The organism is Lysinibacillus sp. NPDC093190 (assembly GCF_050280425.1).
Taxonomy (GTDB): domain Bacteria; phylum Bacillota; class Bacilli; order Bacillales_A; family Planococcaceae; genus Lysinibacillus.
In genome coordinates this window covers 43,666-66,330 of the sequence record NZ_JBNNVG010000014.1, presented here as the reverse complement: position 1 = coordinate 66,330, position 22,665 = coordinate 43,666, and the positions used below count along the sequence as shown (strand labels likewise).

General features: G+C 37.0%; 22 protein-coding genes. 5 read left to right on the top strand and 17 right to left on the bottom strand.

Annotated elements, in window-relative coordinates; all coding sequences use genetic code 11:
- Positions 1-8: 8 nt before the first annotated feature.
- The 6 genes from ACQKOF_RS12715 to ACQKOF_RS12690 all read right to left on the bottom strand — a co-directional run bounded on the left by ACQKOF_RS12715 (position 9) and on the right by ACQKOF_RS12690 (position 4,902).
- The gene (locus ACQKOF_RS12715) at positions 9-323 is read right to left on the bottom strand and encodes a YpoC family protein (protein WP_427557415.1); all 315 of its coding nucleotides are present in this window, start codon (positions 321-323) and stop codon (positions 9-11) included.
- The gene (nth, locus tag ACQKOF_RS12710) at positions 320-982 is read right to left on the bottom strand and encodes an endonuclease III (RefSeq protein WP_427557413.1); all 663 of its coding nucleotides are present in this window, start codon (positions 980-982) and stop codon (positions 320-322) included. The genes ACQKOF_RS12715 and nth overlap by 4 nt, the downstream gene beginning before the upstream one ends.
- A gap of 12 nt (positions 983-994) precedes the next feature.
- On the bottom strand, positions 995-1,723 hold the full coding sequence (locus tag ACQKOF_RS12705) for a DnaD domain-containing protein (protein WP_427557410.1): 729 nt from the start codon (positions 1,721-1,723) through the stop codon (positions 995-997).
- Between the two features lie 162 nt (positions 1,724-1,885).
- A complete protein-coding gene (gene asnS / locus ACQKOF_RS12700; RefSeq protein ID WP_427557408.1) occupies positions 1,886-3,181 on the bottom strand; it encodes an asparagine--tRNA ligase in 1,296 nt (431 codons plus the stop codon).
- Between the two features lie 28 nt (positions 3,182-3,209).
- Positions 3,210-4,403 carry a pyridoxal phosphate-dependent aminotransferase gene (locus ACQKOF_RS12695; RefSeq protein WP_427557405.1) on the bottom strand — a complete coding sequence of 398 codons (1,194 nt, stop codon included), beginning with the start codon at positions 4,401-4,403 and terminating at the stop codon, positions 3,210-3,212.
- Positions 4,404-4,419: 16 nt separating this feature from the next.
- Complete coding sequence (locus ACQKOF_RS12690) at positions 4,420-4,902, bottom strand: DUF5590 domain-containing protein (RefSeq protein ID WP_427557402.1); 483 nt, start codon at positions 4,900-4,902, stop codon at positions 4,420-4,422.
- A gap of 788 nt (positions 4,903-5,690) precedes the next feature.
- Here ACQKOF_RS12690 and ACQKOF_RS12685 point away from each other — a divergent pair.
- On the top strand, positions 5,691-7,721 hold the full coding sequence (locus tag ACQKOF_RS12685; protein WP_427557399.1) for a multicopper oxidase family protein: 2,031 nt from the start codon (positions 5,691-5,693) through the stop codon (positions 7,719-7,721).
- A 90-nt stretch (positions 7,722-7,811) separates the two neighbouring features.
- Here the strand turns inward: ACQKOF_RS12685 and ACQKOF_RS12680 are convergent, their stop codons facing one another.
- The 5 genes from ACQKOF_RS12680 to ACQKOF_RS12660 all read right to left on the bottom strand — a co-directional run bounded on the left by ACQKOF_RS12680 (position 7,812) and on the right by ACQKOF_RS12660 (position 12,907).
- Positions 7,812-8,351 (bottom strand): efflux RND transporter permease subunit, encoded by a 540-nt coding sequence (locus tag ACQKOF_RS12680; protein ID WP_427557396.1) that lies wholly within the window; start codon positions 8,349-8,351, stop codon positions 7,812-7,814.
- The gene (locus ACQKOF_RS12675) at positions 8,329-9,555 is read right to left on the bottom strand and encodes an efflux RND transporter permease subunit (RefSeq protein WP_427557393.1); all 1,227 of its coding nucleotides are present in this window, start codon (positions 9,553-9,555) and stop codon (positions 8,329-8,331) included. Before ACQKOF_RS12675 ends, ACQKOF_RS12680 begins: the two co-directional genes overlap by 23 nt.
- A 32-nt stretch (positions 9,556-9,587) precedes the next feature.
- Positions 9,588-10,358 carry a MerR family transcriptional regulator gene (locus ACQKOF_RS12670; protein ID WP_427557391.1) on the bottom strand — a complete coding sequence of 257 codons (771 nt, stop codon included), beginning with the start codon at positions 10,356-10,358 and terminating at the stop codon, positions 9,588-9,590.
- A gap of 339 nt (positions 10,359-10,697) precedes the next feature.
- The gene (locus ACQKOF_RS12665; protein ID WP_427557388.1) at positions 10,698-11,960 is read right to left on the bottom strand and encodes an MFS transporter; all 1,263 of its coding nucleotides are present in this window, start codon (positions 11,958-11,960) and stop codon (positions 10,698-10,700) included.
- Between the two features lie 371 nt (positions 11,961-12,331).
- A complete protein-coding gene (locus ACQKOF_RS12660) occupies positions 12,332-12,907 on the bottom strand; it encodes a MarR family winged helix-turn-helix transcriptional regulator (protein WP_427557386.1) in 576 nt (191 codons plus the stop codon).
- A 331-nt stretch (positions 12,908-13,238) separates the two neighbouring features.
- Between ACQKOF_RS12660 and ACQKOF_RS12655 the strand changes: the two genes are divergently transcribed.
- Genes ACQKOF_RS12655 through ACQKOF_RS12645 form a run of 3 tightly spaced genes read left to right on the top strand, consistent with a single transcriptional unit; the run spans position 13,239 to position 16,752 of the window.
- A complete protein-coding gene (locus ACQKOF_RS12655; RefSeq protein WP_427557383.1) occupies positions 13,239-14,993 on the top strand; it encodes an ABC transporter ATP-binding protein in 1,755 nt (584 codons plus the stop codon).
- A gap of 17 nt (positions 14,994-15,010) precedes the next feature.
- A complete protein-coding gene (locus ACQKOF_RS12650; protein ID WP_427557380.1) occupies positions 15,011-15,688 on the top strand; it encodes a response regulator transcription factor in 678 nt (225 codons plus the stop codon).
- Positions 15,685-16,752: a HAMP domain-containing sensor histidine kinase gene (locus tag ACQKOF_RS12645; protein WP_427557378.1), complete on the top strand. Its 1,068-nt coding sequence runs from the start codon at positions 15,685-15,687 to the stop codon at positions 16,750-16,752. The genes ACQKOF_RS12650 and ACQKOF_RS12645 overlap by 4 nt, the downstream gene beginning before the upstream one ends.
- 42 nt (positions 16,753-16,794) lie before the next feature.
- On the opposite strand, the gene ACQKOF_RS12640 is transcribed toward ACQKOF_RS12645, so the two are convergent.
- Positions 16,795-17,382, bottom strand: a complete 588-nt coding sequence (locus tag ACQKOF_RS12640; RefSeq protein WP_427557375.1) for an NAD(P)H-dependent oxidoreductase — start codon at positions 17,380-17,382, stop codon at positions 16,795-16,797.
- 121 nt (positions 17,383-17,503) lie between these two features.
- Between ACQKOF_RS12640 and ACQKOF_RS12635 the strand changes: the two genes are divergently transcribed.
- Complete coding sequence (locus ACQKOF_RS12635; RefSeq protein ID WP_427557372.1) at positions 17,504-17,941, top strand: MarR family winged helix-turn-helix transcriptional regulator; 438 nt, start codon at positions 17,504-17,506, stop codon at positions 17,939-17,941.
- Here ACQKOF_RS12635 and ACQKOF_RS12630 read toward each other — a convergent pair.
- The 5 genes from ACQKOF_RS12630 to ACQKOF_RS12610 form a co-directional block, all read right to left on the bottom strand.
- On the bottom strand, positions 17,893-18,393 hold the full coding sequence (locus tag ACQKOF_RS12630; RefSeq protein ID WP_427557369.1) for a GNAT family N-acetyltransferase: 501 nt from the start codon (positions 18,391-18,393) through the stop codon (positions 17,893-17,895). The genes ACQKOF_RS12635 and ACQKOF_RS12630 overlap by 49 nt on opposite strands.
- Before the next feature lie 446 nt (positions 18,394-18,839).
- The gene (locus tag ACQKOF_RS12625) at positions 18,840-19,874 is read right to left on the bottom strand and encodes a FecCD family ABC transporter permease (protein ID WP_427557366.1); all 1,035 of its coding nucleotides are present in this window, start codon (positions 19,872-19,874) and stop codon (positions 18,840-18,842) included.
- The gene (locus tag ACQKOF_RS12620; RefSeq protein WP_427557363.1) at positions 19,871-20,911 is read right to left on the bottom strand and encodes a FecCD family ABC transporter permease; all 1,041 of its coding nucleotides are present in this window, start codon (positions 20,909-20,911) and stop codon (positions 19,871-19,873) included. Before ACQKOF_RS12620 ends, ACQKOF_RS12625 begins: the two co-directional genes overlap by 4 nt.
- A 39-nt stretch (positions 20,912-20,950) precedes the next feature.
- Positions 20,951-21,739 (bottom strand): ABC transporter ATP-binding protein, encoded by a 789-nt coding sequence (locus ACQKOF_RS12615; protein WP_427557360.1) that lies wholly within the window; start codon positions 21,737-21,739, stop codon positions 20,951-20,953.
- Positions 21,740-21,767: 28 nt separating this feature from the next.
- Positions 21,768-22,661 carry an ABC transporter substrate-binding protein gene (locus tag ACQKOF_RS12610; protein WP_427557357.1) on the bottom strand — a complete coding sequence of 298 codons (894 nt, stop codon included), beginning with the start codon at positions 22,659-22,661 and terminating at the stop codon, positions 21,768-21,770.
- Between the last annotated feature and the right edge of the window lie 4 nt (positions 22,662-22,665).

The window sequence follows — 22,665 nt, the reverse complement described above, 5'->3', positions numbered from 1 at the left end:
GTTCTGTATTACTTTTTTGCAGCCTGCAAGCGTAACCGTGCTGCACGTTTTTTTGTTTCCTTAAATAATTCATCGAGCTGACGATAACAGGCATATTGGCCAGGCTTTGCTTTTATAAAGGTTAATCGTTCAATACCGTTGATGGGCAACACTTCATCGCCTGCTTCTTGCACTAAGCGCTCAAACAATAAAATGGCCATTTCCATCAATCCTTTTGCTTCACCATTCCTTGCATCATGAGCTGCATGAATTTTGGCTTCTAGTTCTGTCCACTCTGCAAACCAAGCATCTATTTTTTCCTTCGCAATTACCTCTACATTCACGCTTCCTTCACCAGCCCTTTTTTTAAACGCTTCTGTCCTTCTCTACAATCATCAAGTAAAGGGCATGTGTGACAGTTAGGGTTTTGAGCTTTACAATGATAACGACCGAAGAAAATTAACTGATGATGTGTTTTCGACCACTTGTCCATCGGTGTTTTTTTCATAATTGTTTCTTCGACTTCTAGCACTGTATCCTTCCAGCGACAAAGCCCTAATCGTTTAGACACGCGCTCTACATGTGTATCCACTGCAAGTGCAGGAATATCAAAAGCTACAGACAACACGACATTAGCCGTCTTACGACCTACACCGGGCAAAGTGACTAGTGCTTCTCGGCTTGCTGGTATTTCACCGTTGTACTCTTCTAATAGTCGTTGACATAATGCTTGAATATTCTTCGCCTTATTTCGATACAAGCCGATGGAACGAATATCCTGTTGCAGCTCCTCTAAGGATACAGCTAAATAATCTTCTGGCTTTTTATATTTTTGAAACAATGTTTTCGTTACTTTGTTTACAAGTACATCCGTACACTGTGCCGATAATAACGTAGCAATAGTCAGCTCAAACGGATTGTCATGCACTAGCTCACAATGTGCATCAGGAAACATACGATCCATTTCCGCTAGACAATGCTCCCATTGTGTTTTTGTTAACATATCGGAAGCCCCCTATTCTCTTTCTTCTAACCAATTATAAAATGGTACTTTATTTGTCGACTGCGTTTCTTGCTGCATTGTACGGACTGGTGGTCTGTTAAATGTTTGTTTTTCACGGAACTGCTCGCTTTGCTTCTGTGCAGCCTTAGGTGTCGTAATATTTTTCTTTTTCCACTCTAATAATATTCGATCAATATAACGAATACTTAGCTTGTCAGCAAACACAGCCTCTTTAAGCGCCTCCTTAATAAGCGCTGGACTGTGCTTATCCTCATCTAGCCAAGACCCGATTTTTTCTAGCTCTAAAGGAGATAAAAGACGCCCCATTTCCTCTTCAAATAACCGGAAAATTTCACCCTCTTCTTGTCGAAGTGATGCTGCTGATTTTTGATGTTCCTTCATTTCAATCATCTGCATTATACGCTCCCAAAGTGGATATACCGAATATTTTTCATATAATTTGCCACTTGCATCAACGTCGCTTGTTATTTCTAGGAAACCTTTTTGCATTAATCGCTGTAGACGTGAAGTAATGTCATTGCCAGGCATTGTGAGACGATTCATCAAATCATTAGGCGTTGGAAAATCATTACCCTCCATATGGAACGCAAGTAAATGCATAACAATAAGTGCCTCATCATCCTCTATATTTAACTCCTTATAAAACTGAAAAAAAAGCTGAGGAATTTGAATCATTCTCTGCTCAGTCCATGTACGGAGTCGATTGTTATTTGTGCTCATATTATACTTGACTCCTTTTTCCATCGTAAGTAGAAAAGCCGCGTAGACATATAACTACGCGACTTTTAATTTTAACTGCTTTAAAGGGCAGTATTTTATCTGTACCGAAAGCGAAGCGCCAGGTACAAGTCTCCCATCACAACTTTCAGTGAGAGCTATTGCTTATGGATATAAACGGTTTAGTAAACGTGGGAATGGAATCGTTTCGCGGATGTGTTCCGTGCCAGAAATCCATGCCACTGTACGCTCCAATCCTAGACCGAAGCCTGAATGTGGTACAGAGCCTTGTTTACGTAGCTCTAAATACCATGCATAAGCATCTAAAGATAAATGATGTTCTTCAAGACGAGATTTTAATAAATCATAGTCATGGATACGCTCAGAACCACCAATTATTTCACCGTAACCTTCTGGTGCAATTAAATCTGCACATAATACTACATCATCACGGTCAGGATGTGGTTGCATGTAGAATGGCTTAATGCCTACTGGGTAGCAAGTGATGAATACAGGTTTGTCAAATGAATTAGCAATTGCAGTTTCATGTGGTGCACCGAAATCATCGCCCCATTCAATATCGTCAAATCCTTGTTCATGCAATAGTTTAATGGCATCGTCATAAGAAATACGAGGGAATGGTGCTTTAATATTTTCAAGTTTAGATGTATCACGGCCAAGACGCTCTAAATCTAATTTGCAATTTGCCAGAACTGATTGCACGATATGCTCCACGTATTGTTCTTGCACTTCTAGGTTTTCTTCAAATTCAACAAACGCCATTTCCAGCTCAATCATCCAAAACTCGATTAAGTGACGGCGTGTTTTAGATTTTTCAGCACGGAATGTTGGGCCGAATGAGAATACTTTACCTAAAGCCATCGCAGCCGCTTCCAAGTAAAGCTGACCAGATTGCGAAAGGAAAGCATCTTCATCAAAATATTTTGTATGGAATAGCTCAGAAGTACCTTCAGGAGCTGATCCAGTTAAAATTGGCGGATCCATTTTTGTAAAGCTAGTGTTGTTAAGAAACTCATAAGTTGCACGAATAATTTCGTTACGGATTTTCATGATCGCATGTTGCTTACGAGAACGCAGCCATAAGTGACGGTTATCCATTAAAAACTCAGGACCGTGTTCTTTTGGCGTAATCGGAAAGTCAGTTGCAGCATGTAGTACTTCAATACCAGTTACAACAAGCTCACAGCCAAAGCTTGAACGCTCATCTGCTTTAACCTCTCCTATAATGTACATAGAAGTTTCTTGGGACATGCCTTTTGCAATGGCAAAAATTTCTTCGCCTACTTCTTCTTTTACAACAACGCCCTGTACAAAGCCAGAACCATCACGTAATTGTAAGAAGGCAATTTTACCACTTGATCGTTTGTTCGCTAGCCAAGCACCTAGCTTGACGGTTTCACCGATATGCTTTGGCATATCTTGAATCATAATTTTTTTCATAGAAATCCTCCAAAGTTGGTTAAAAGGATTAGTCTTGCCATTTTGATTTTACAAATGTATCAATTCGACGGACTGCCTCTTCTAATAAGTCTAAAGATGTAGCATAAGATAATCGCATTGTAGTTGGTGCACCAAAGCCAGAACCTGGAATCACTGCTACGTTTGCTTCTGTTAAAATATCCGCAGCGAATGCATCTACTGAATCATAGCCAGTATGAGCCATAGCTTCTGCTACATCTGGTAATAAGTAGAATGCACCTTGAGGTTTTAAAACGTTGAAGCCAGGAATTGCACTTACCTGTGGGTAAATTTTTTCAAGACGAGATTCGAATGCTTGACGCATTTCTTCTACAGCGTCTTGTGATCCATTATACGCTTCCACTGTTGCATATTGTGCAGTTGTTGTTGCGTTTGATGTAGAGTGTGATGCAAGGTCAGTCATTGCATTAATAATGTCTGCATCCCCTGCAGCATACCCGATACGCCAGCCTGTCATAGAGTGAGATTTTGCAACACCATTTACAACGATTGTACGTGCCTTCACTGCATCAGATAACTGTGCAATTGAAAAATGCTCAATACCATTGTATACAAGCTTCTCATAAATTTCATCTGACACGATTAAAATATCTTTTTCTTCTGCAACAGCAGCAATTTCAGCAAGCTCTTCACGAGAATAAATCATACCTGATGGGTTGCTAGGAGAGTTAATAATAACTGCTTTTGTTTTATCTGTCACAGCAGCTCTTAATTGATCCGCAGTAATTTTATAGCCTTGCTCACGTGTGCCTTCCACATAAACAGGTACACCACCCGCTAATTTTACTTGCTCAGGATAAGATACCCAATAAGGAATCGGTATAATAACTTCATCGCCCTCGTTTAAAATAACTTGGAATAAAGTATAAAGAATATGTTTTGCTCCAACACCTACAATTACTTCATTCGGCTTGTATGTAAGATTGTTGTCGCGTTGAAGTTTATCGATAATCGCTTTCTTAAGTACTGGAAGACCGCCAGCAGGTGTATATTTTGTTAAACCTTTTTCCATTGAGTCAATGGCCGCGTTTAAAATATTTTGTGGCGTGTTGAAGTCTGGCTCACCAGCACCTAGACCAATAACATCAATACCTTGCTCTTTTAATGCCTTTGCTTTCGCAGTAATTGCTAAAGTTGAAGAAGGTGTTAAAGTTTTTACACGGTTTGCTAATAAATTTTTCATACGGGATCTACTCCTCTTATAAATTCGTAATGCGCTTCCACCAGTCGCCGTCCTTAAACATAATATAGACATAGTTGAGCTTATCGTGATCGTTTAGGTATGTAATTTCCCAAACAGCACCTGGCTCCTCATAGCCTAATTTGATATTGAGGACTTTTTGTACATTGCCTTCTTTTTTTAAAACCGATAATGCCTGCTTTTCCGTAATACCATCTTTTAAAAGTACGTCCTTAATTGAATCAGCTTCTAAATTCGTCGGAACAAAGACAGCTTTTTTATCACCATATTCATCTACCCCGAACACAGTGACATACGAATGTTTGCCATTATATGTGTAAGACTCCGAGACAATTGCGAGGGCTTTGGCATCGAGTGCCAACTGTTCAGCCTTCTCTTCAATTGAACGGAATGGAGCCTCGGCTTTCCAGAGTACTAAAATACAAATGACAAGTGACAATGAAACCATAAAGACAGAAATGAAAATCAACCAGTTTTTCATATATTCACCTTATGTTTCACATCTAGCGTATTCTTTAACACGAACGCCTGATGCTTTTGCATGTCTATAACTGCGTATACATTCATTTTGCTTTCCATTTTTGTCAACCTGCTTTCTTTCCTCATACCACAACATTATACAACAATTTTGTGCTGTCGTGTTTCTTAATTTCATATATTGTACGTTGATAGAATAACGTTTTCAAATGATTCGGGTAGTAATTTATTGCTTTTTAGTTCAGTCCATCAATTATGCCTCTGCATAATTGCGTCCGGAATCGGCCGGAGGCTTTAGGCCAACATTAAGTTGGTCACTCAGTCGTTGCCACAGGACGTGGCGTTCTTAGACTGAGTTCCTCTATTTCATCGAGTGTTTGGACACCTGCTGAAAGAAGTTAAAAATGATAACTCTTTCAATGGAAAAATTCCTATTCACAATTGCAAATAGGAAGTAAAATTCACTGCTAAAATACCTATGATTATACACGAATAACATAGTTCGCACGACCGTCATTTTTAGCTCGGTACAAGTATCAATCTGCGTGCTCATATAAATTTTTATATTGATATTTTTTGTAATTGACATATCTTCGCGTTAAAGTTTCATTTGGCAATTAATAATCGATAACCCTTTGTTTTACTTTGAATATCGATCTCCTGCAGATTATTGAATGTAGATAATTTTTTATTAGAAAAATTATCTACATTATTGTCCTTGTTGCCCAGTGTTTTTACCCATATGATGAGGTAATTAGCAATTTTTAAGAATTGAAAAAGGGACGTGATGTTTTGACTAAAGAAGTTAATCCTACAGATCCAGCAACAATACCAAAATTTGTGGATGAGCTGCCAAAACCGGTTACCGCTAAACCTAAATACTATAAGGGCCAACAGAGAAAAGATTATTATGAACTTAAAATGATGCAAGCAGAGCATTGTTTTCATAAAGATTTCCCAAAATCAATCATTTGGGGCTATAACGGGCTTTATCCCGGACCGACAATTGAAGCAACAAAAGATAAAAGCATTTATGTTAGATATACAAACCAATTGCCCTTAAAGCACTTCTTACCCGTAGATTTTACACTTCATGCGGCAAACGATTCAAAGGAAGTAAGAACTGTTACACATTTACATGGCGCAAATGTAGATTGGGAAAGTGACGGCCACCCCGAGGCATGGTATACAAGAAATTATGCGCAAACAGGTCCAAAATTCAGTAAAGAAATACATGAATATACCAATCATCAACCCGGCACTACACTGTGGTATCATGATCATGCAATGGCGCTAACTCGTTTAAATGTGTATGCGGGATTAGCTGGTTTTTATTTACTTCGGGATACACTTGAGGAGCGTTCTAACCTACCTAGTGGTGACTATGAGTACCCTATCTTAATTCAAGATAAATCCTTTAATGAAGACGGCTCTCTTTTCTATCCTGATGAACCACCATTCCCAGTTCCCGTACACCCATCTATTACACCTGGCTTTGTTGGTAATACCATCGTTGTAAACGGGAAGGTCTGGCCTTATTTAAATGTTGAACCTCGTAAATATAGATTTCGTTTTCTTAATGGCTCCAATAGAAGAGGTTATGTCATTAGCCTTTCAAATGGTGAGCCTATGATACAAATCGGAACAGACGGGGGCTTTTTAACAGCTCCTCAAGAAATTCAATCTGTTGAGTTATTGCCGGCAGAACGAACTGATATCATTGTCGATTTTTCAAAATATGAAGGTCAGGAAATAACGTTAGTCAATTCTGATGAAGATTTCACAGATGAACATACAAGAGAAATCATGCAGTTTAAAGTGTGTCTTCCTCTAAAGTGTGAGGACACTAGTGAAATACCAGAAAGGCTTGCAGTATCAATGGATTTACATCCACACGATGCACATATCGAGAGACATTTACCATTAACGGCTACGACAGATGATTTTGGTCGGCCAATGTTATTATTAAATAATCGTATGTATCATGACCCTGCTACTGAAAAGCCTGCACTTGACAGTATAGAAATATGGAATTTTATGAATGCCACACAGTTTGATCACCCCATTCATCTACATTTAATTCAATTTAAAATACTAGAACGACGCCCTTTCGATATGGAGCTATATCAAAATAAAGGTAGGCTGGAATTTACAGGTCCCTCTGAAAAACCGCATAACTATGAGCAAGGTTGGAAGGATACTGTAAAAGCGGAAGCAGGGAAGGTTACGAAAATTATTATGCATTGGAAAGATCATGTCGGCCATTATATGTGGCATTGTCATTCCCTAGAGCATGAAGATCATGACATGATGCGACCAATACTCGTCATGAAGGACGTTCACCCTGTGCAAGAGCCACATGCTGAAATCCAGCATGAAATAGAGCATTCGCCAGAACAGCATCACGAAGACACGACTATTGTTATGGGCAATAATGAGCATACTGTACCACTCTTAATCAATACTCCACACATCACTCCAACTGAAGAAATAGTAGAATACTCTCAAGCTTCTTTGCAAACAACGTATTTAGAAGACGAAATAGAATATAATCCGCAAACTACTCCTCTCTTAACTAGTACTCAAAACATTATTCGCTCTACTGAAACAGCTTATTTAGAAGACAATGTGGAATATAATCAGCTATCTTCACCGTTTTTGAATAATACTCAAAATATCACTTTTTCAAATGTAGAACTCCCGGAACATCAAAATGTTCATAAAGTTACTGATAGTGAAAGCATTCCTCAACCAGTTTTCCCCTCTACTGAGTTTCAACCTCGACAAAGGATACCTGCTAGGCGTCGGAGAAGATGGTACTAATGTCACAAATATAAAACCACCTTTTAAATGAACTGCCCCGTAAAAGTTAGACACAAAATCTAATTTTTACGGGGTGGTTTTTATGATTTTTTAATTCTTTTTAATTAAACTATAAAGAATAGGTACGATAAATAATGTTAAAAAAGTAGAAGTAGATAGTCCACCTATAACTACAACAGAAAGAGACTTTGATATCATCCCAATTTCATTCGAAATAGCCATCGGGATTAATGCGCCCATTGTGGCAATAGCAGTCATCAAAATCGGACGAATACGTACGACCCCTGCTTCAATTAAAGCTTTTTGCTTGGGCATTCCGCATCTTTCAAACTGCTTCACCTTATCAACTAGAACGATAGCATTCGTTACGACAATTCCATTTAACATGAGTAAACCGATCATTGCTGGCATACCGATTGGTTCCTTCATTATATAAAGTCCAATTAATGCACCAATAATAGAAAATGGAATAGCGAACAAAATAACAAACGGTGCTTTTCCTTCTTTGAAGGTAAAAACCATAGTCAAATAAACTAAGAAAACACTAATTCCAATGGCAATAGACAAATCTTTGAAACCATCATCCATTGAAGCAGATACACCTTCCTTATATGACGACAATTGAATCATCTACCACTCGTCCCACTGCTACTGCAATACCAGCCAGTGTCATAATATTTAATGTATATCCCATTGCTTTCAACAAAAGAAAAGATGCAAAAATTGAGACCGGGATGGAAATGACGGCAATAATAGTTGAACGAATATTTTTTAAAAATAATAAGGTGATGAGCATTGTCATTAATGCCCCTAAAAATACTTCACGTAACATAGAATGGACCGATTGATTAATTTCGATGGATTGATCACGTAAGATTTCGACTTTATAATCTTCGGGAATAGCTAAATTATTTATTTCTTTTTTCACTTGATCAACAATTGCTACTGCATTAGCACCACCCTCAGGAATAATACTGAAACTTACACCCTGTTTTCCGTTAATGCGTGTCATATTGTTTGTGTATTCACTTTCATATGAAACTTCAGCAATTCCGCCTAAATTCGTGGTTGTAATGTTTTGCGAATTTTCTTCTTTAGTAAAAAGCTTTATGTCTTTAATTTCCTCAATAGATTTTAGCTCGCTATTTATTCGCACTGGCAATACTTCATTTGAAATGGAGATGTCTCCAGTCGGCATCGAAAGATTATTTGCCAAAATAGCTTCTCGAACATCGTTTAAAGTAATTCCACTTGCCATCAATTGATGTGGCAGGAGTCGAATAGAAACAAACTTTTCAGTTGTTCCACTGATTTCTATATCACTTATACCTTCTATTTCAGAAAGTTGTGGAATTATAGTATTCTTTACAAAGGTTTGAACTTCGTCATTTTTTTCTGTAGCATATATACCTAGTGAGAAAACAATTGGGTTTCCACCAGGTTTAGTTAATTCATACCTCGGTTCCCCTGCAAATTTAGGCAACTGTAATTTATCTACACTTCTCCATACGAGCTGCTCTGCTTTCTTCATATCCATTGCCATTTCAAATTCAATAGTTGAATATACGGCATTTGCGACACCGTTTGTATATACATTTTTTCTCCCTTCCAGTTTCATAAATTCCCTTTCCATTCGCTCCCCTATATCATTCATCGCTTGTTCGGGTGAGGCTCCTTGATAAGGAATAACTACTGTTAAATATGGGATATCAATATTCGGGTATTTCTCACTATGCAATGTTTGTAATGAATAAATTCCTCCAACAATAATCAGAGGTATTACTAATATCATTGTTAAAGCATTTTTCATACTAAAGCGGATGAATCGTTTCATATTGCCCCTCCCTCAAACTATCCCCAGTCCTTTTATCCCTGCTCAATCTGCATTACAGGTAACAATAAATCTAGTTGAGTAAAATCATCACCTCGATACCACTCAAGAATGGAGCGTGACGGCACCCATTTATGTTGAAGCGCGTATTGAAGTAATTTTATGTATCCGTCCTTGATCGTTGACATTTGTTCTTTAAATGGTAATGCCAGACATATACAAGAAGGCATATGTTCAATGAAATCACTATCAGTTATATCATTTATTTTTGTATTTGCTGGAACACCAAAGCCGATTTGAGCTTTGATTACATCTTGGCCTGATAAATAATTCAGATAATAACTTTTAATGCTAATATTTAATTGTTTTAATTCGCTTGCTCTGTTTTCAAAATGGGCTCCAAATTTACCCTTTGTAGATTGAGCCGTATACCAAATAATTTTTTCATCATTTTTATCAATCAAATAGATATCATCTCGAATGGAATTACTTTCTAAGTAACGTAAACTAATATCCAACAGATCTCGTTTTTGTTTCATATTTTGAATCCATACTTTCATCATTTCTTGGCGAGACGTTTCATCCTGCTCGTGTAAATAATTTTGAATTTCATGAATAGATACATCTGCCAATCGCAAAGTGGATATTAACTTTACTGTTGCAATTTGACTATCCGCATACACCCGATAGCCATTTGAACTTCTTTCCTCCGGTAACAGTAAATTTTTGGTTTCATAAAAGCGTAATGTACTTTTGGCTATACCTGTTCTTTCAGAGAACTCTTGAATTGTCATATATTTTTTCAAATCATCACACCTCTCTTAATTTCAATGTAAATCTTCAACTAACTTGAAGGTCAAGTATTATTTACCATATTAATGAATTATCAGGGGTGTTGATTTTAGAAGACACTGATTTCCGCTACGATCAGCTAAAAATGGGTACACATAAGCAAAATATCAACAAAAAGATCCTTTAATCGGTCAATAATAAGCCTATATTTCCCTAAGCAACACGCCTTTTTTATCTACAAAAAAAGCCCCTTTTGCTGTTCATTAAGGGACTCAAAGATTAATCATTTGCAAATGATCGTCAGTATCTAAGTTTGTTGAAGAGTAAACATAGAGTAGTAGATTTCTTTTCAATCATTCTGCTGCCTCGCTCTTTTCAAAGCGTAAAGTTCTCTTTGTTGCAATTGCCATCACTATCATGACAATACTAATCATTAAAATAGGTAAGTAGACTTTAACACTAAATGCTTCAAATAATACGCCATACAATATTTGCCCAATTGGTGCCATACATTGTGAAACGGCAATGATAATAGCCATGACCTTCCCTAAGTTTTCATTAGGTGTTTCTTTTTGTACTACTGTAATAACGTAAATAGAGATGATCGTCATAATCATAGCGATTAATAGTGCGCTAACAACAAATAAAGTATAGGATGGATAATAGCCAATTTTAAGCAGCAGAGGCGTGACCGCTAGAGCCATTGGGACAATCAATAAAGCAGTGATGAAAATCCAAATATATAAATTATTGATACCCATTTTTTTCGCAAAGTACCCCATAGATAAAGCTCCTAAAATTGTAGCAAAATCAATTAACCCCATCCCTACTCCATACAATGTATCACTACTTTGCATTGTAACACGTAGAATAATCGGAACTCCTACGACAAACAGCGGTGTTAATAATAAATTTAATAATGCCGCTAAAATCATACATTTAAATATAAAAGATTGCTTCACTACATAGCTAAAGCCCTCTTTCAAATCATTGACAAGCGTCGGAATAATATGTCCGCTCTTTTCTCGTTGAATAAATGGTATATGAATAAACATTTCTAATATGGCAGAAAGGAAAAAGAACACACCACTCACCACGACAAGCACTTTTAAGCCAATCATACCGTACAGTATTCCTCCTAATACAGGAGCAGCTACATTAGATAATGCTTGAATACCATTAACAATTCCATTGGCTTGCTCAAGCTTTTCCTCTTCTACAAGAACTGGAATACTAGCCATCACTGCAGGCGCATACATAGCACTAACAAAGGACAGTAGTACCATCACAACACCAATAAGCAAAACAGAGCTATTACCAATAGTTAGCATTGCAAAGAAAATAAAAACAATTATGCTACTCGTAAAATCGAAAATCACCATTAAATTGCGTCGATTAAACCTATCAGCAATTGCTCCTCCAAGCGGTGCTAGTAAAATTGGGACACTCGATATCGCAAATAGTACTGCAAAAAGATCTGCACGTCCTGTAATATCTAGTACATAAAGTGATAAGGCAAACCTTAAAAGCGCAGATCCTAAAATAGAAATAATTTGCCCAATCACCATCAGGTTAAAATCTTTTGAAAAGCCTTTTCTTTTAATCTGTGATTCCATTCATTAGACCCCTTCCTTTTAGAAATATTAAACTAACATTCACGGTACTCTTGAAAATGTCGATTGATTTGCAATGTCTAAGAAAATAAATTATTTTTTTTATCGCAAGAAGAAGGACATTACTAAAAATACTCATAATACTTAACCAAATGAGCCACTCGATTTGCGCGCCCCAAGACATTATTAGCAACAAGGGTCCCACGATAATTGATACATAATTTCCAGTGGGACTAATTTTTGATTTCCGATGAAATTTTTCCTTAACGTCATACGTAGATTTCTTTATTTTACGATTCATAAGATAAACTTTTTCTTTTAACTTCTGTTCAGTCTCTTTTGCTTTTTGATGATAAAAAAATGATGTATCTCCTTTAATCATGACGTTCTTCATCTCCATATCGTCGTTTTAATAACTCAGTTAAAACTCTCTCTTGGAAGTCCGAAATCTGTTCTGGTTCCTCTACTTCCATATTTACCGTTTCTTCATACCCATCTAGTTCCTCACCGTCAAAACGATAGAGTTTTTGCAATAGCTTCCACAATGTTTCAATTTCCTCTGTTGAAAAGTCTTTAAAGATATCTGCTAAAAAGTAAGTAGACTTCTCCGAACAAGCAATTAACGCTTTTTTTCCCTCTAAAGTAATCTCGACATTGATCGATCTTTTATCTAATTTACTTGGTATCGTTTGGACATATCCTTTTTTCACCAGACTCGTTATTAACTTATTCGCAGTCTGCTTAGTTGTACCAAGCTTTTTGGCGATATTTACGAGTGTTGTATTTTCTACTGGTAAATGGGCAATGGCAATTAGAGCCATATGCTGTCTAGAAGTTAATACCTCTAAATATTCATCTCCTTTTATTTGAACTTTATTGACAACTGAAAACAATGTCGCATAACTTTGCTGCATAAAATGCAATTCCTTCAATAACAGATTAAAATCCATATGTAGCACCTCTCTATTTAGTCACCATGTTTACTAAAATAATACTTAAAGATTTTTAAATAGTCAACATGGTGACTATTATTTTATTTCGTGAATAGAGTGAGATGTTACATATATTAGACCGACTGTCGGTTTATAATATTGTATGATATTTCTCCAAAAAAAGGAACTTGTTTTGAACTTCCACTAAAAAAATTTGAATAGATCGAATTTATCTCAATCACAATCATCATCTCTTACCCATTTCATATTCAGTTCATAAAGACATGCTATAGTTAGTAACATAAAAGATTCATATTTTATTGTTGATGAAATTGAAGGAGGATTTACTTTGCAGGAGGCATCAAAAGATACGACAAAACTTACGGATTGGCGACGTTTTATTCGCCTAGTGAAACAAGCTGAGCCACCAGTATCGCTATTAATTATTGCATTAATCATGAGTTTAGCAACTACAGGTGTAGGCTTTATCGTACCGTTATTTACAAAAAAATTAGTCGATGGCTTTTCATTAGCATCCCTTGATTATTGGCAAATACTTTTGTTAGGTATTGCTTTTATCGCGCAGGCAATTGCAAGTGGCCTTTCTATTTATTATTTAAATCGTGTCGGACATCATGTCGTCGCGACATTACGAGATCAGCTTTGGAGAAAGCTACTTCATTTACCAATTCCTTATTACGATGAGAACGATACAGGTGAAACATTAAGTCGTGTTACGAATGACACAGCTGTTGTCAAGGAACTCATTACAGAACATCTTGCGAACTGTTTATCTGGTGTTATTTCCATTATTGGATCAATTATCATTCTATTAATCTTAGATTGGAAAATGACCTTAGTCATGCTGATCGCTGTTCCGCTAGCTATGGTTATTTTAATGCTTTTAGGAAGACGTATGTTTGTCATTTCAAAAGGAATGCAAGATGAGACAGCAAAATTTACGTCCGTATTAAATCAAGTGTTGCCTGAGACACGATTAGTAAAAGCTTCAAATGCCGAAAGTATAGAATATGAGCGTGGTAAGAAAGGCATTACAAACCTCTTTACGTTTGGCTTAAAAGAAGCTAAAATCCATGCGCTTATTTCGCCACTCATTTCGTTTGTCTTAATGTCAGTCCTTGTAGCCATTATTGGTTATGGCGGTGTACGAGTTTCTTCAGGCGAGCTTACAGCTGGAGACATGGTAGCATTTATTTTATATTTAATCCAAATCATCATGCCGATGACCCAATTAACAATGTTCTTTACACAGCTTCAAAAAGCAATGGGTGCTACAGAGCGAATTAGTGCATTACTTGAGCATGAAGAAGAAAATATTTTCGAAGGAAAAACATTAGAAATAGCGGATCAGCCTATTTATGTAAAAAATGTTGACTTTGCTTATGGAGAAGACCTAATTTTATCGAATATTAATTTCACCATTGAACCAGGTAAAGTTACGGCCATCGTCGGGCCTAGTGGCGGAGGGAAAACAACAACATTTTCTCTGTTAGAAAGATATTATCAGCCTACTAACGGAAGTATTACACTTGGAGAAACCCCTATCAACACGTACTCCTTACACTCTTGGAGAAGTCAAATCGGCTATGTTGCTCAGGAGAGTGCACTTCTATCTGGGACGATTCGTGAAAATATTTCCTATGGTATTGATAGAGAAGTGCAGGATGAAGAGCTTGAGCGAGTTGCCAAAATGGCCTATGCCGACCAATTTATCAATGAACTACCAGACCAATTTGATACAGAGGTAGGAGAACGAGGCATTAAGCTTTCTGGCGGTCAACGACAACGAATCTCTATCGCCAGAGCACTTTTACGCGACCCTCAAATATTAATGCTAGATGAAGCAACATCTAGTCTAGATAGTAAATCAGAAATCTATGTTCAAAAAGCATTAGATAATTTAATGCAAGGTAGAACAACGCTTGTAATTGCACACCGCCTTTCTACAGTAGTAGATGCCGATCAAATACTTTTTGTGGAGAAAGGACATATTACGGGCAGCGGCACACATGATTCTCTATTTGAGACTCATGACATGTATCGAGAGTTTGCCAAGCAACAATTACGTATTAAAGAAGAATAACGAAGGGATTTGTTAGCGTGACAAAACTATTAGTTGTAGATGATGATGCGCATATTCGAGAATTAGTTAAGGTATTTTTACAAAATGAAGGTTTAGAGGTAATTGAAGCTACGGACGGTGTAGATGCACTGTCCAAATTGGATTCTGATAAGGTGGATATGATTATTATGGACATTATGATGCCAAATATGGACGGCTGGGAATTATGCGAAGAAATACGTTCATTTAATGATAATCTACCAATCTTAATGCTAACCGCAAAGGGAGAAACCTCACAAAAGGTAAAGGGCTTTCATCTTGGAACAGATGATTATCTTGTTAAACCATTTGAGCCTGCAGAGCTGATCGTCCGTGTAAAATCAATACTTAAAAGATACCATATTTCCCTATCTCAACTTGTGGAAGCCGGCAATATTAAGTTAAATCGTAATACACATGAAGTCTTGTATAACGGTGGATCTTTAACACTTCGTTTAAAGGAATTTGAACTATTATTTACGTTAGCAAGCTATGCTGGAAAAACTTTTTCACGTGAACAGCTAATCGAAGAAATTTGGGGATACGACTATGAAGGTGATGAACGTACAGTCGATGTTCACATTAAAAGACTTCGTCAACGTTTTCCTCAAGAAACAAGTGGATTTTCTATTCGTACAATTCGCGGCCTAGGCTATCGATTGGAACTTGTTTCATGAGAAAACTAAAAAATTTTTTAAAGCTTTTTTTAACTTTAATGCTTCTTCTTATCATTAGCATCGTATTTGCTTTTATTTCCTACCACATAACGTCCTGGCTTTATGATTGGTTAGGCAAACATCCACAAGGTTTCTGGCTTCAATTATGGACCGTAGTTGGTGTTTTTGTTCTCTTTGCTTGCTCAGTCATCATCACCTTTTTAATTGGGCTAAAAAGACAACGGAACTATTGGAATACGATTGTAGATGCATTAAGCCGGATTTCAAAAGGTGATTTTACTGTCAAATTAGATCTTAAAGCAGATGACGAAGATCAATTTGGTCAATTAATACATGGCATCAATCATATGGCAGTCGAATTAGGTGAAATGGAAAGAATGCGCCAAGAATTTATCTCGAATGTATCTCATGAAATTCAGTCGCCTCTAACGTCTATTAATGGCTTTGCTAAAGCTTTGAAAAACATTGACCTCCCTGAGGGTAAGCGACAGCATTATTTAGCAATCATTGAGATGGAAAGTAATCGACTATCAAAAATTAGTGACAATTTACTAAAGCTAACGTCGTTAGAATCACAACACCACCCCTTCGAGCCAAGGCATTTCCGACTTGATAAGCAATTGCGCAATGTCGTACTAACGCTTGAACCTAATTGGCTAGCTAAAAATATCGACATGGATTTGCAATTAGAAAGCATTTCGGTAATAGCGGATGAAGATTTAATGAATCAAGTATGGATGAATTTACTAAGCAACAGCATTAAATTCACGCCAGCTGCTGGCATCATTACGATATCTATGACAAAGCAAATGGATACGATCACTATTGCCATTTGTGATAGCGGTATCGGTTTAACAGAGGAACAACAAAAGCATGTATTCGAGCGATTTTATAAGGCTGACCAATCAAGAACGGCTGAGAATGGCGGAAGTGGCTTAGGACTATCTATTGTGAAGAAAATCATCGATATGCATAACGGAACCATTACTGTTGAAAGCAAGCCTGCTGAATTTACTACTTTTTTTGTAACACTGCCATTAAATCAGACTCGTGCAAACGAATAACAGATTCTTTTGTCGTCTGCACGAGTCTATTAGGCAGATGAACTAGTAAGCTACTTTTCTAAAATATTGATAAATTTTTTCGAGTTTTCTGCTATGTCCACCCTTCTTACTTTCCATATTGCCAAATTCAAAAAACTTCACTTGTTTAATGCCAACAAAATGAAATAATGCTCTTTTCATTAATATTTTATGAGCATTATTTAGCCATAACAGTGGATATTTTGTTGGGCCCTTCATTGTCGAAATACACACCACTGATTTTCCTTTTAGAAGCCCCTCGGGAAATAGCCCCTTTGTATCTTTATAAGCAAAATTGGCCGCAAATAATTGATCAATATACCCTAAAAGCATTGCTGGTGGCCTTCCCCACCATATCGGATAAACAAAAACGATTTTATCAGCCCACCTAATTTGTTCTCGATATTTCTCAAGCTTTGGATCACGAAACATATCACGACGGCGTTTATGTTCATGAAATATTAAAAGCGGGTTAAATTGCTCCTCATATAAATCTAATACTTGTATCTCCTTTATGAAAGGATTGTCATTACAGCCTTTCATAACCTCCTGTAAAAAAGCATAATTCAAACTATTATGATTGGGATATGTATAAATAATTAATGTGTTCATCATGCATCCTCCATTACTTATCATTTGATAATAAAATAATAAATCACTTAATTTTAGTTGTCAAATGATAATTGTTTTAAGATAAGTTTTTTGTTATCTTGTCAGTAAGAGGTGAACACGTTTGGACAAAAAAGAATTATTTAATCAGTTCGTAGCATTTACAACAGCGGTACATCAAGTAACACATGAACTAACTCAAAACGTTAAAATCGATAATATTACACCTGTACAATATAAAATTCTAGAATATATAAAAGTAAGCCAGCCAGTTACGCCTACTGAAATTAGTGATTGTCAGCATATGTCCTTACCTAATACAAGCCGTGAATTACGCAAATTACAGGAAAGAAAGTTTATTGAAAAAATTAGCGATAGCGAAGATCGAAGAAAGCACTATGTTTGCCTTACAGAAGATGGAGAAAAAGTAATGGAGGAAGCATTCTCCTGTATAGAAGAGCGCTTTCTACAACTTATTCAACATGCATCAAAGAAAGATTTAGAGGATATTCATCATGCATTAAACATTCTTGACGAAAAGGTCTTTAATCCAAAATCATAAAAGAGAACCTGCATGCTTTTCATTATCAGACAAGCATTGCGGGTTCTTTTACTGTTTATTGTATTGACATAGAAAGCGTCTACACCTGGGTATTTCTCTCCTAGGCTAGTTATGAAAAAACCATAGCGTCTATAAAAATCTACGGCCTCATAATCCGTTTCAGCAACAATTGATGGGTACTTACTTGCTATAAAATTAATCATTTTACTGCCAATGCCTTTTCCTCTTTGATCAGCTAATACAGCAATATGCTTAATTTCACACTTTGATAAACTGAGTTGTTCTATCCCAATACAACCGACTATTTCACCCTCAACTTCGAAGTTATATAATGTCCTATTCGATAAAAGGATATATTTTCCATACTCTTGTTGAACTTTTTTATCGGATGTTGCAAAAGAAAGTAGTTTTCTAATTGTTGAAGAAATAGTGTTTGCTTGAACTATATTCATAACTTATCTCCTCGTTATTAGGTGATGGACAGGACTACGTACTTTCCCTCTAATTATAAGGAGACTTTTTATATTTAAAAAGACCTATATTTACCATATATTCAATGTAATAGGCAATACGCTTGACAAAATTATTTTTATTTAATGCAACGCTAGTGAATTTCCTTAACAATAAAAATAGCAGCATGGCCAACGAGGGTCATGCTGCTTCTTGCATTAGGCGAAAAAGTACTTCTTCACTATAACATATTAAGAAGGTCGTTCTTCCATCATAATAATCTTAAATGTTTGGCACTGTACACAAGTCCAGTTTTTTCACCGTAGGGACTACAGGTAGAGCCTGCTAAAATAACGAGTGAGAAGCAAAATCCGTAAACAGATAGTTATCAAGAAGTATTTGGAGCTGTCCGTCTTTTAGACGCTTCCACTTATACTTTGCATTTCTATCACTCTTTTAATCTAGCTAACAAATAAAGAAAATATGGTGCACCAATAACTGCAACAACAATCCCTGCTGGTACCTCTGAAGGCTGTAAAATTGCCCGACCAATTGTATCTGCAATTAAAACTAATAATGCACCAACTAAAGCAGCAACTGGCAACAAAATTTGATGTTTCGCACCAACTAATTGTCGGGCAACATGTGGAGCAATTAGACCGACAAAGCCAATACCACCACTTACAGACACACTAGACGCTGCTAAACCAACAGCAGCTAATAACAGCCATCTGCGCTCACGTTCGATTGAGGTGCCTAATCCCGTTGCAAGTGAATCACCTAAATTGAGGACATTTAGCACATTTGACTTAACATAGATGAGTGGAAGTAGAATCAAAATCCATGGTAGTAACGCCATGACAAACTTCCAATTCGACCCCCAAATACTACCAGCTAACCAAGTCGCTAAAAATTGATACTTATCGGGGGTAAGCATTAATGTTAAGACAAGCATCAACGAGCTAATCCCTGCTGCTACTGCAATTCCTGTTAGAAGTAGTCGCATAGGTGAAATACCCTCATGCCGTTTATAGGACAACATATAAATAATCAAAGCGGTTCCTGCTGCTCCAATAATCGCGATAATGGGCAAAGCGAATACAGGGACATCTGCTGTAGCTGGAAAAAATGAAATATATAGCATAATAGCAAGCCCTGCACCTGCATTAATCCCTAAAATTCCTGGATCAGCTAAAGCATTCCTGGAAACTCCCTGCATAACAGCACCTGCTGTTGCTAATCCCATTCCAACTAAAATCGAGATTAGCATCCTAGGCAATCTAAAATCAAATAAAACAAGTTCTTGATGAGCAGTTCCCTGATTAAATAGCGTTTTAACTACCTCACCTACGGAAAGTTTTGATACCCCTACATTCATACTTATCATAAAAACAATAATAATAAGTACTAGAAAAATCATTACTACACGGCTATGTCGTTTTTTAGCCAATTCCTGACCTTCTGTTAAATAAAGTTGTCTCATAGTTCTTTCCCACCTTTACGAGAAAGATAAAGGAAAAATGGAACACCAATTAATGAAATGAGCGCACCAATCGGCACCTCATATGGTTGATTAATAATCCGTGCCAAAAAATCTGCCAACACGACTAATAGCGCACCATAAACTATAGAACAAATAATAATCCATCGATAATCATAGCCAACAATGTATCGTGTCAAATGTGGTACGATTAATCCAACAAACGCTACAGCTCCAACAACTGAAACTGCTCCACCAGCCAATACTAAAACAATAAGTAGGCCCCAGAATTTTACGGCACCTACTTTTTGGCCTAGTCCAACTGCAATTTCATCACCTAAGCTTAAAAGGGTAATTGAGCGCGACAATATAAGTGCTCCGATAAAGGCAAGTAGGAGCCATGGAATCAGTACTTGAAGATTACTCCATTTTGTAGCTGATACTCCACCAGCATAAAAAAATGCTAAATCTTGACCGATTTGAAAGTAAAGAGCTATTCCTTCGCCTAACGCACCTAATAATGCACTCACAGCTGCTCCTACTAGTACTAAACGCATAGGGGTTAAACCGCCCTTTGATAAAGAACCTATCCCATAAACGATTGCTACACCTAAGCCTGCCCCTAAAAACGACCATAAAATCAAGTAAATATAGGGAATATTAGGGAAAAATGCAAAGCAAATAGCCAACATAAATGTTGCTCCTGCATTTAGCCCAAGTAATCCTGAATCAACCAATGGATTACGAGTCATCCCTTGCATAATTGCACCGGCAACCGCGAAGCTAGCACCTACTAATGCAGCACCAATTACCCGAGGTATTCTAATATCAAATATTACCTGATGCTCTGGTAGCGCAGCAGAATAATGAAATATTGCCTGCCAGATCGTTTCAATTGAAATATCAGCTACTCCAAATGAGATCGATAAAGCAATTGCTATCACAAGCCCTATAATACCGACCACCAATGCCGTAACTGCACGCAATGGATACGCTCTATTTTGTATATTTTTTGTCTGTTCAAGACTTGGTGCTTCCATAAATCTACTCCACTCTCTTTAGTTATACCTCGACCAAATTTACATTTTGGCCGTATGATAGGTTAAACATATTGGGTTATTACTATATGGACAAACAGCCATATGTGCTTTAATATTAAAAATTTCTTTTAGATTTTCCTCTGCCATTACTTCGTGTGGGCTCCCACTAACAACAAGTTGTCCATCTCGAATCGCCATCATAAAATCTGAAAAGCGTGACGCGTGGTTTAAGTCATGCAATACCATGACAATTGTGCGCCCTTCTTCCTCGTTTAACTTTTTTAAAAGTAATAGCACATCTAGCTGATGCGCTAAATCGAGGTAAGTTGTCGGCTCGTCCAATATTAAAATATCGGTGCCTTGAGCAAGTGCCATCGCAATCCAGACACGTTGTCTTTGTCCACCAGATAGTGCTTCAATCGATCGATCTTGATATTCTTTCAAGCCCGTTACTTCAATAGCCCAGTGAATATAATCGTAATCTTCCTTACGTAATGTTCCCATACCACTCTGATATGGAAAACGGCCATATGACACAAGCTCTATTACGGTTAATCCCCCGGGTGCTGTCGCTGACTGTGGTAAAATGGCCATACGTTTTGCGATACTTTTTGTGTTCATTTCATGCAAAGCTTTCCCATCCAGATACACTGCACCTTGCTGGATTTTTAGCAATCGTGCAACTGCTTTTAATAATGTGGATTTCCCACAACCATTAGGACCAATTAGTGTAGTAATTTTACCTTTTGGTATTTCAACACTTAAATCCTTTACGATGGGGGATGAGGAATAACCTATATCAACATGATCTATCGTAAGTACTGCCATTATAAAAACCACTCTCTTTCAAGACATTTTACTTTAACATTTGCTCTTCAATTACTTTTAATAGATTTTCACGCCCGAACGCACTGAATGATTCATTATAGTTTTGTGAACTCGTAATGTTATATACATTTCCTGCTTTCACGGCATTTAAATTTTTCCATAGGTCTAATCCATCAATAACCGTTTCATTATTATCTTTCATCATCCAAATATAATCAGGGTTAATGTGTGATAATACTTCTATGCTTACAACCTTACCGCCCCAGCCATCTGGTTCTGGTGTGTTTTCGTCTGCTTTAAGTTGCATATCTTCAAATAATAAATCCGCTAAACCGGCAGAAGCATAAACACGAAGTTCTTTAGCTGTTGCTTCCATTACCATAAATGTTTTATCTGCGCCAACTTTAGCTATTACTTTGTCACCTAGCTCTGCCGCTTGTTCTTTATAATTAGCATACCAAGCTTCCATCTCTTCTTCCTTGTCTAACTCTTTAGCAATAAAACGGAATCGCTCTTCAAACTCATAGTACATATGAGGAACAACCACTACAGGTGCAATTTTTTCTAAGCTTTCTTTCATACTTTCTTGTCTTTGAGTAATAAAAATTTTATCTGGTACTGTACCACTTACGACTTCTGGGCTAGCTGGTTGACCATACCATCCTACATTGACTGTGTCCTTTAGCTGTTCGCTAATTAACGGAGCAAACTGAGTATGATCCGCCATATCTACGTTACCACTTGCAACAGGGGTTACACCTAACTTTAGAAATTCCTCTGTCGATCCTGATAAATCAACAATCCGTGTTTCTGATGTCCCCTCTGCTTTTGTATTCGTTGTTGCCTCAGAAGTGCTAGCTTCGTTACTTTGACATGCTGCTAACATAAGCGTTAACACGATGAATAATAAATACTTTTTCATTTGT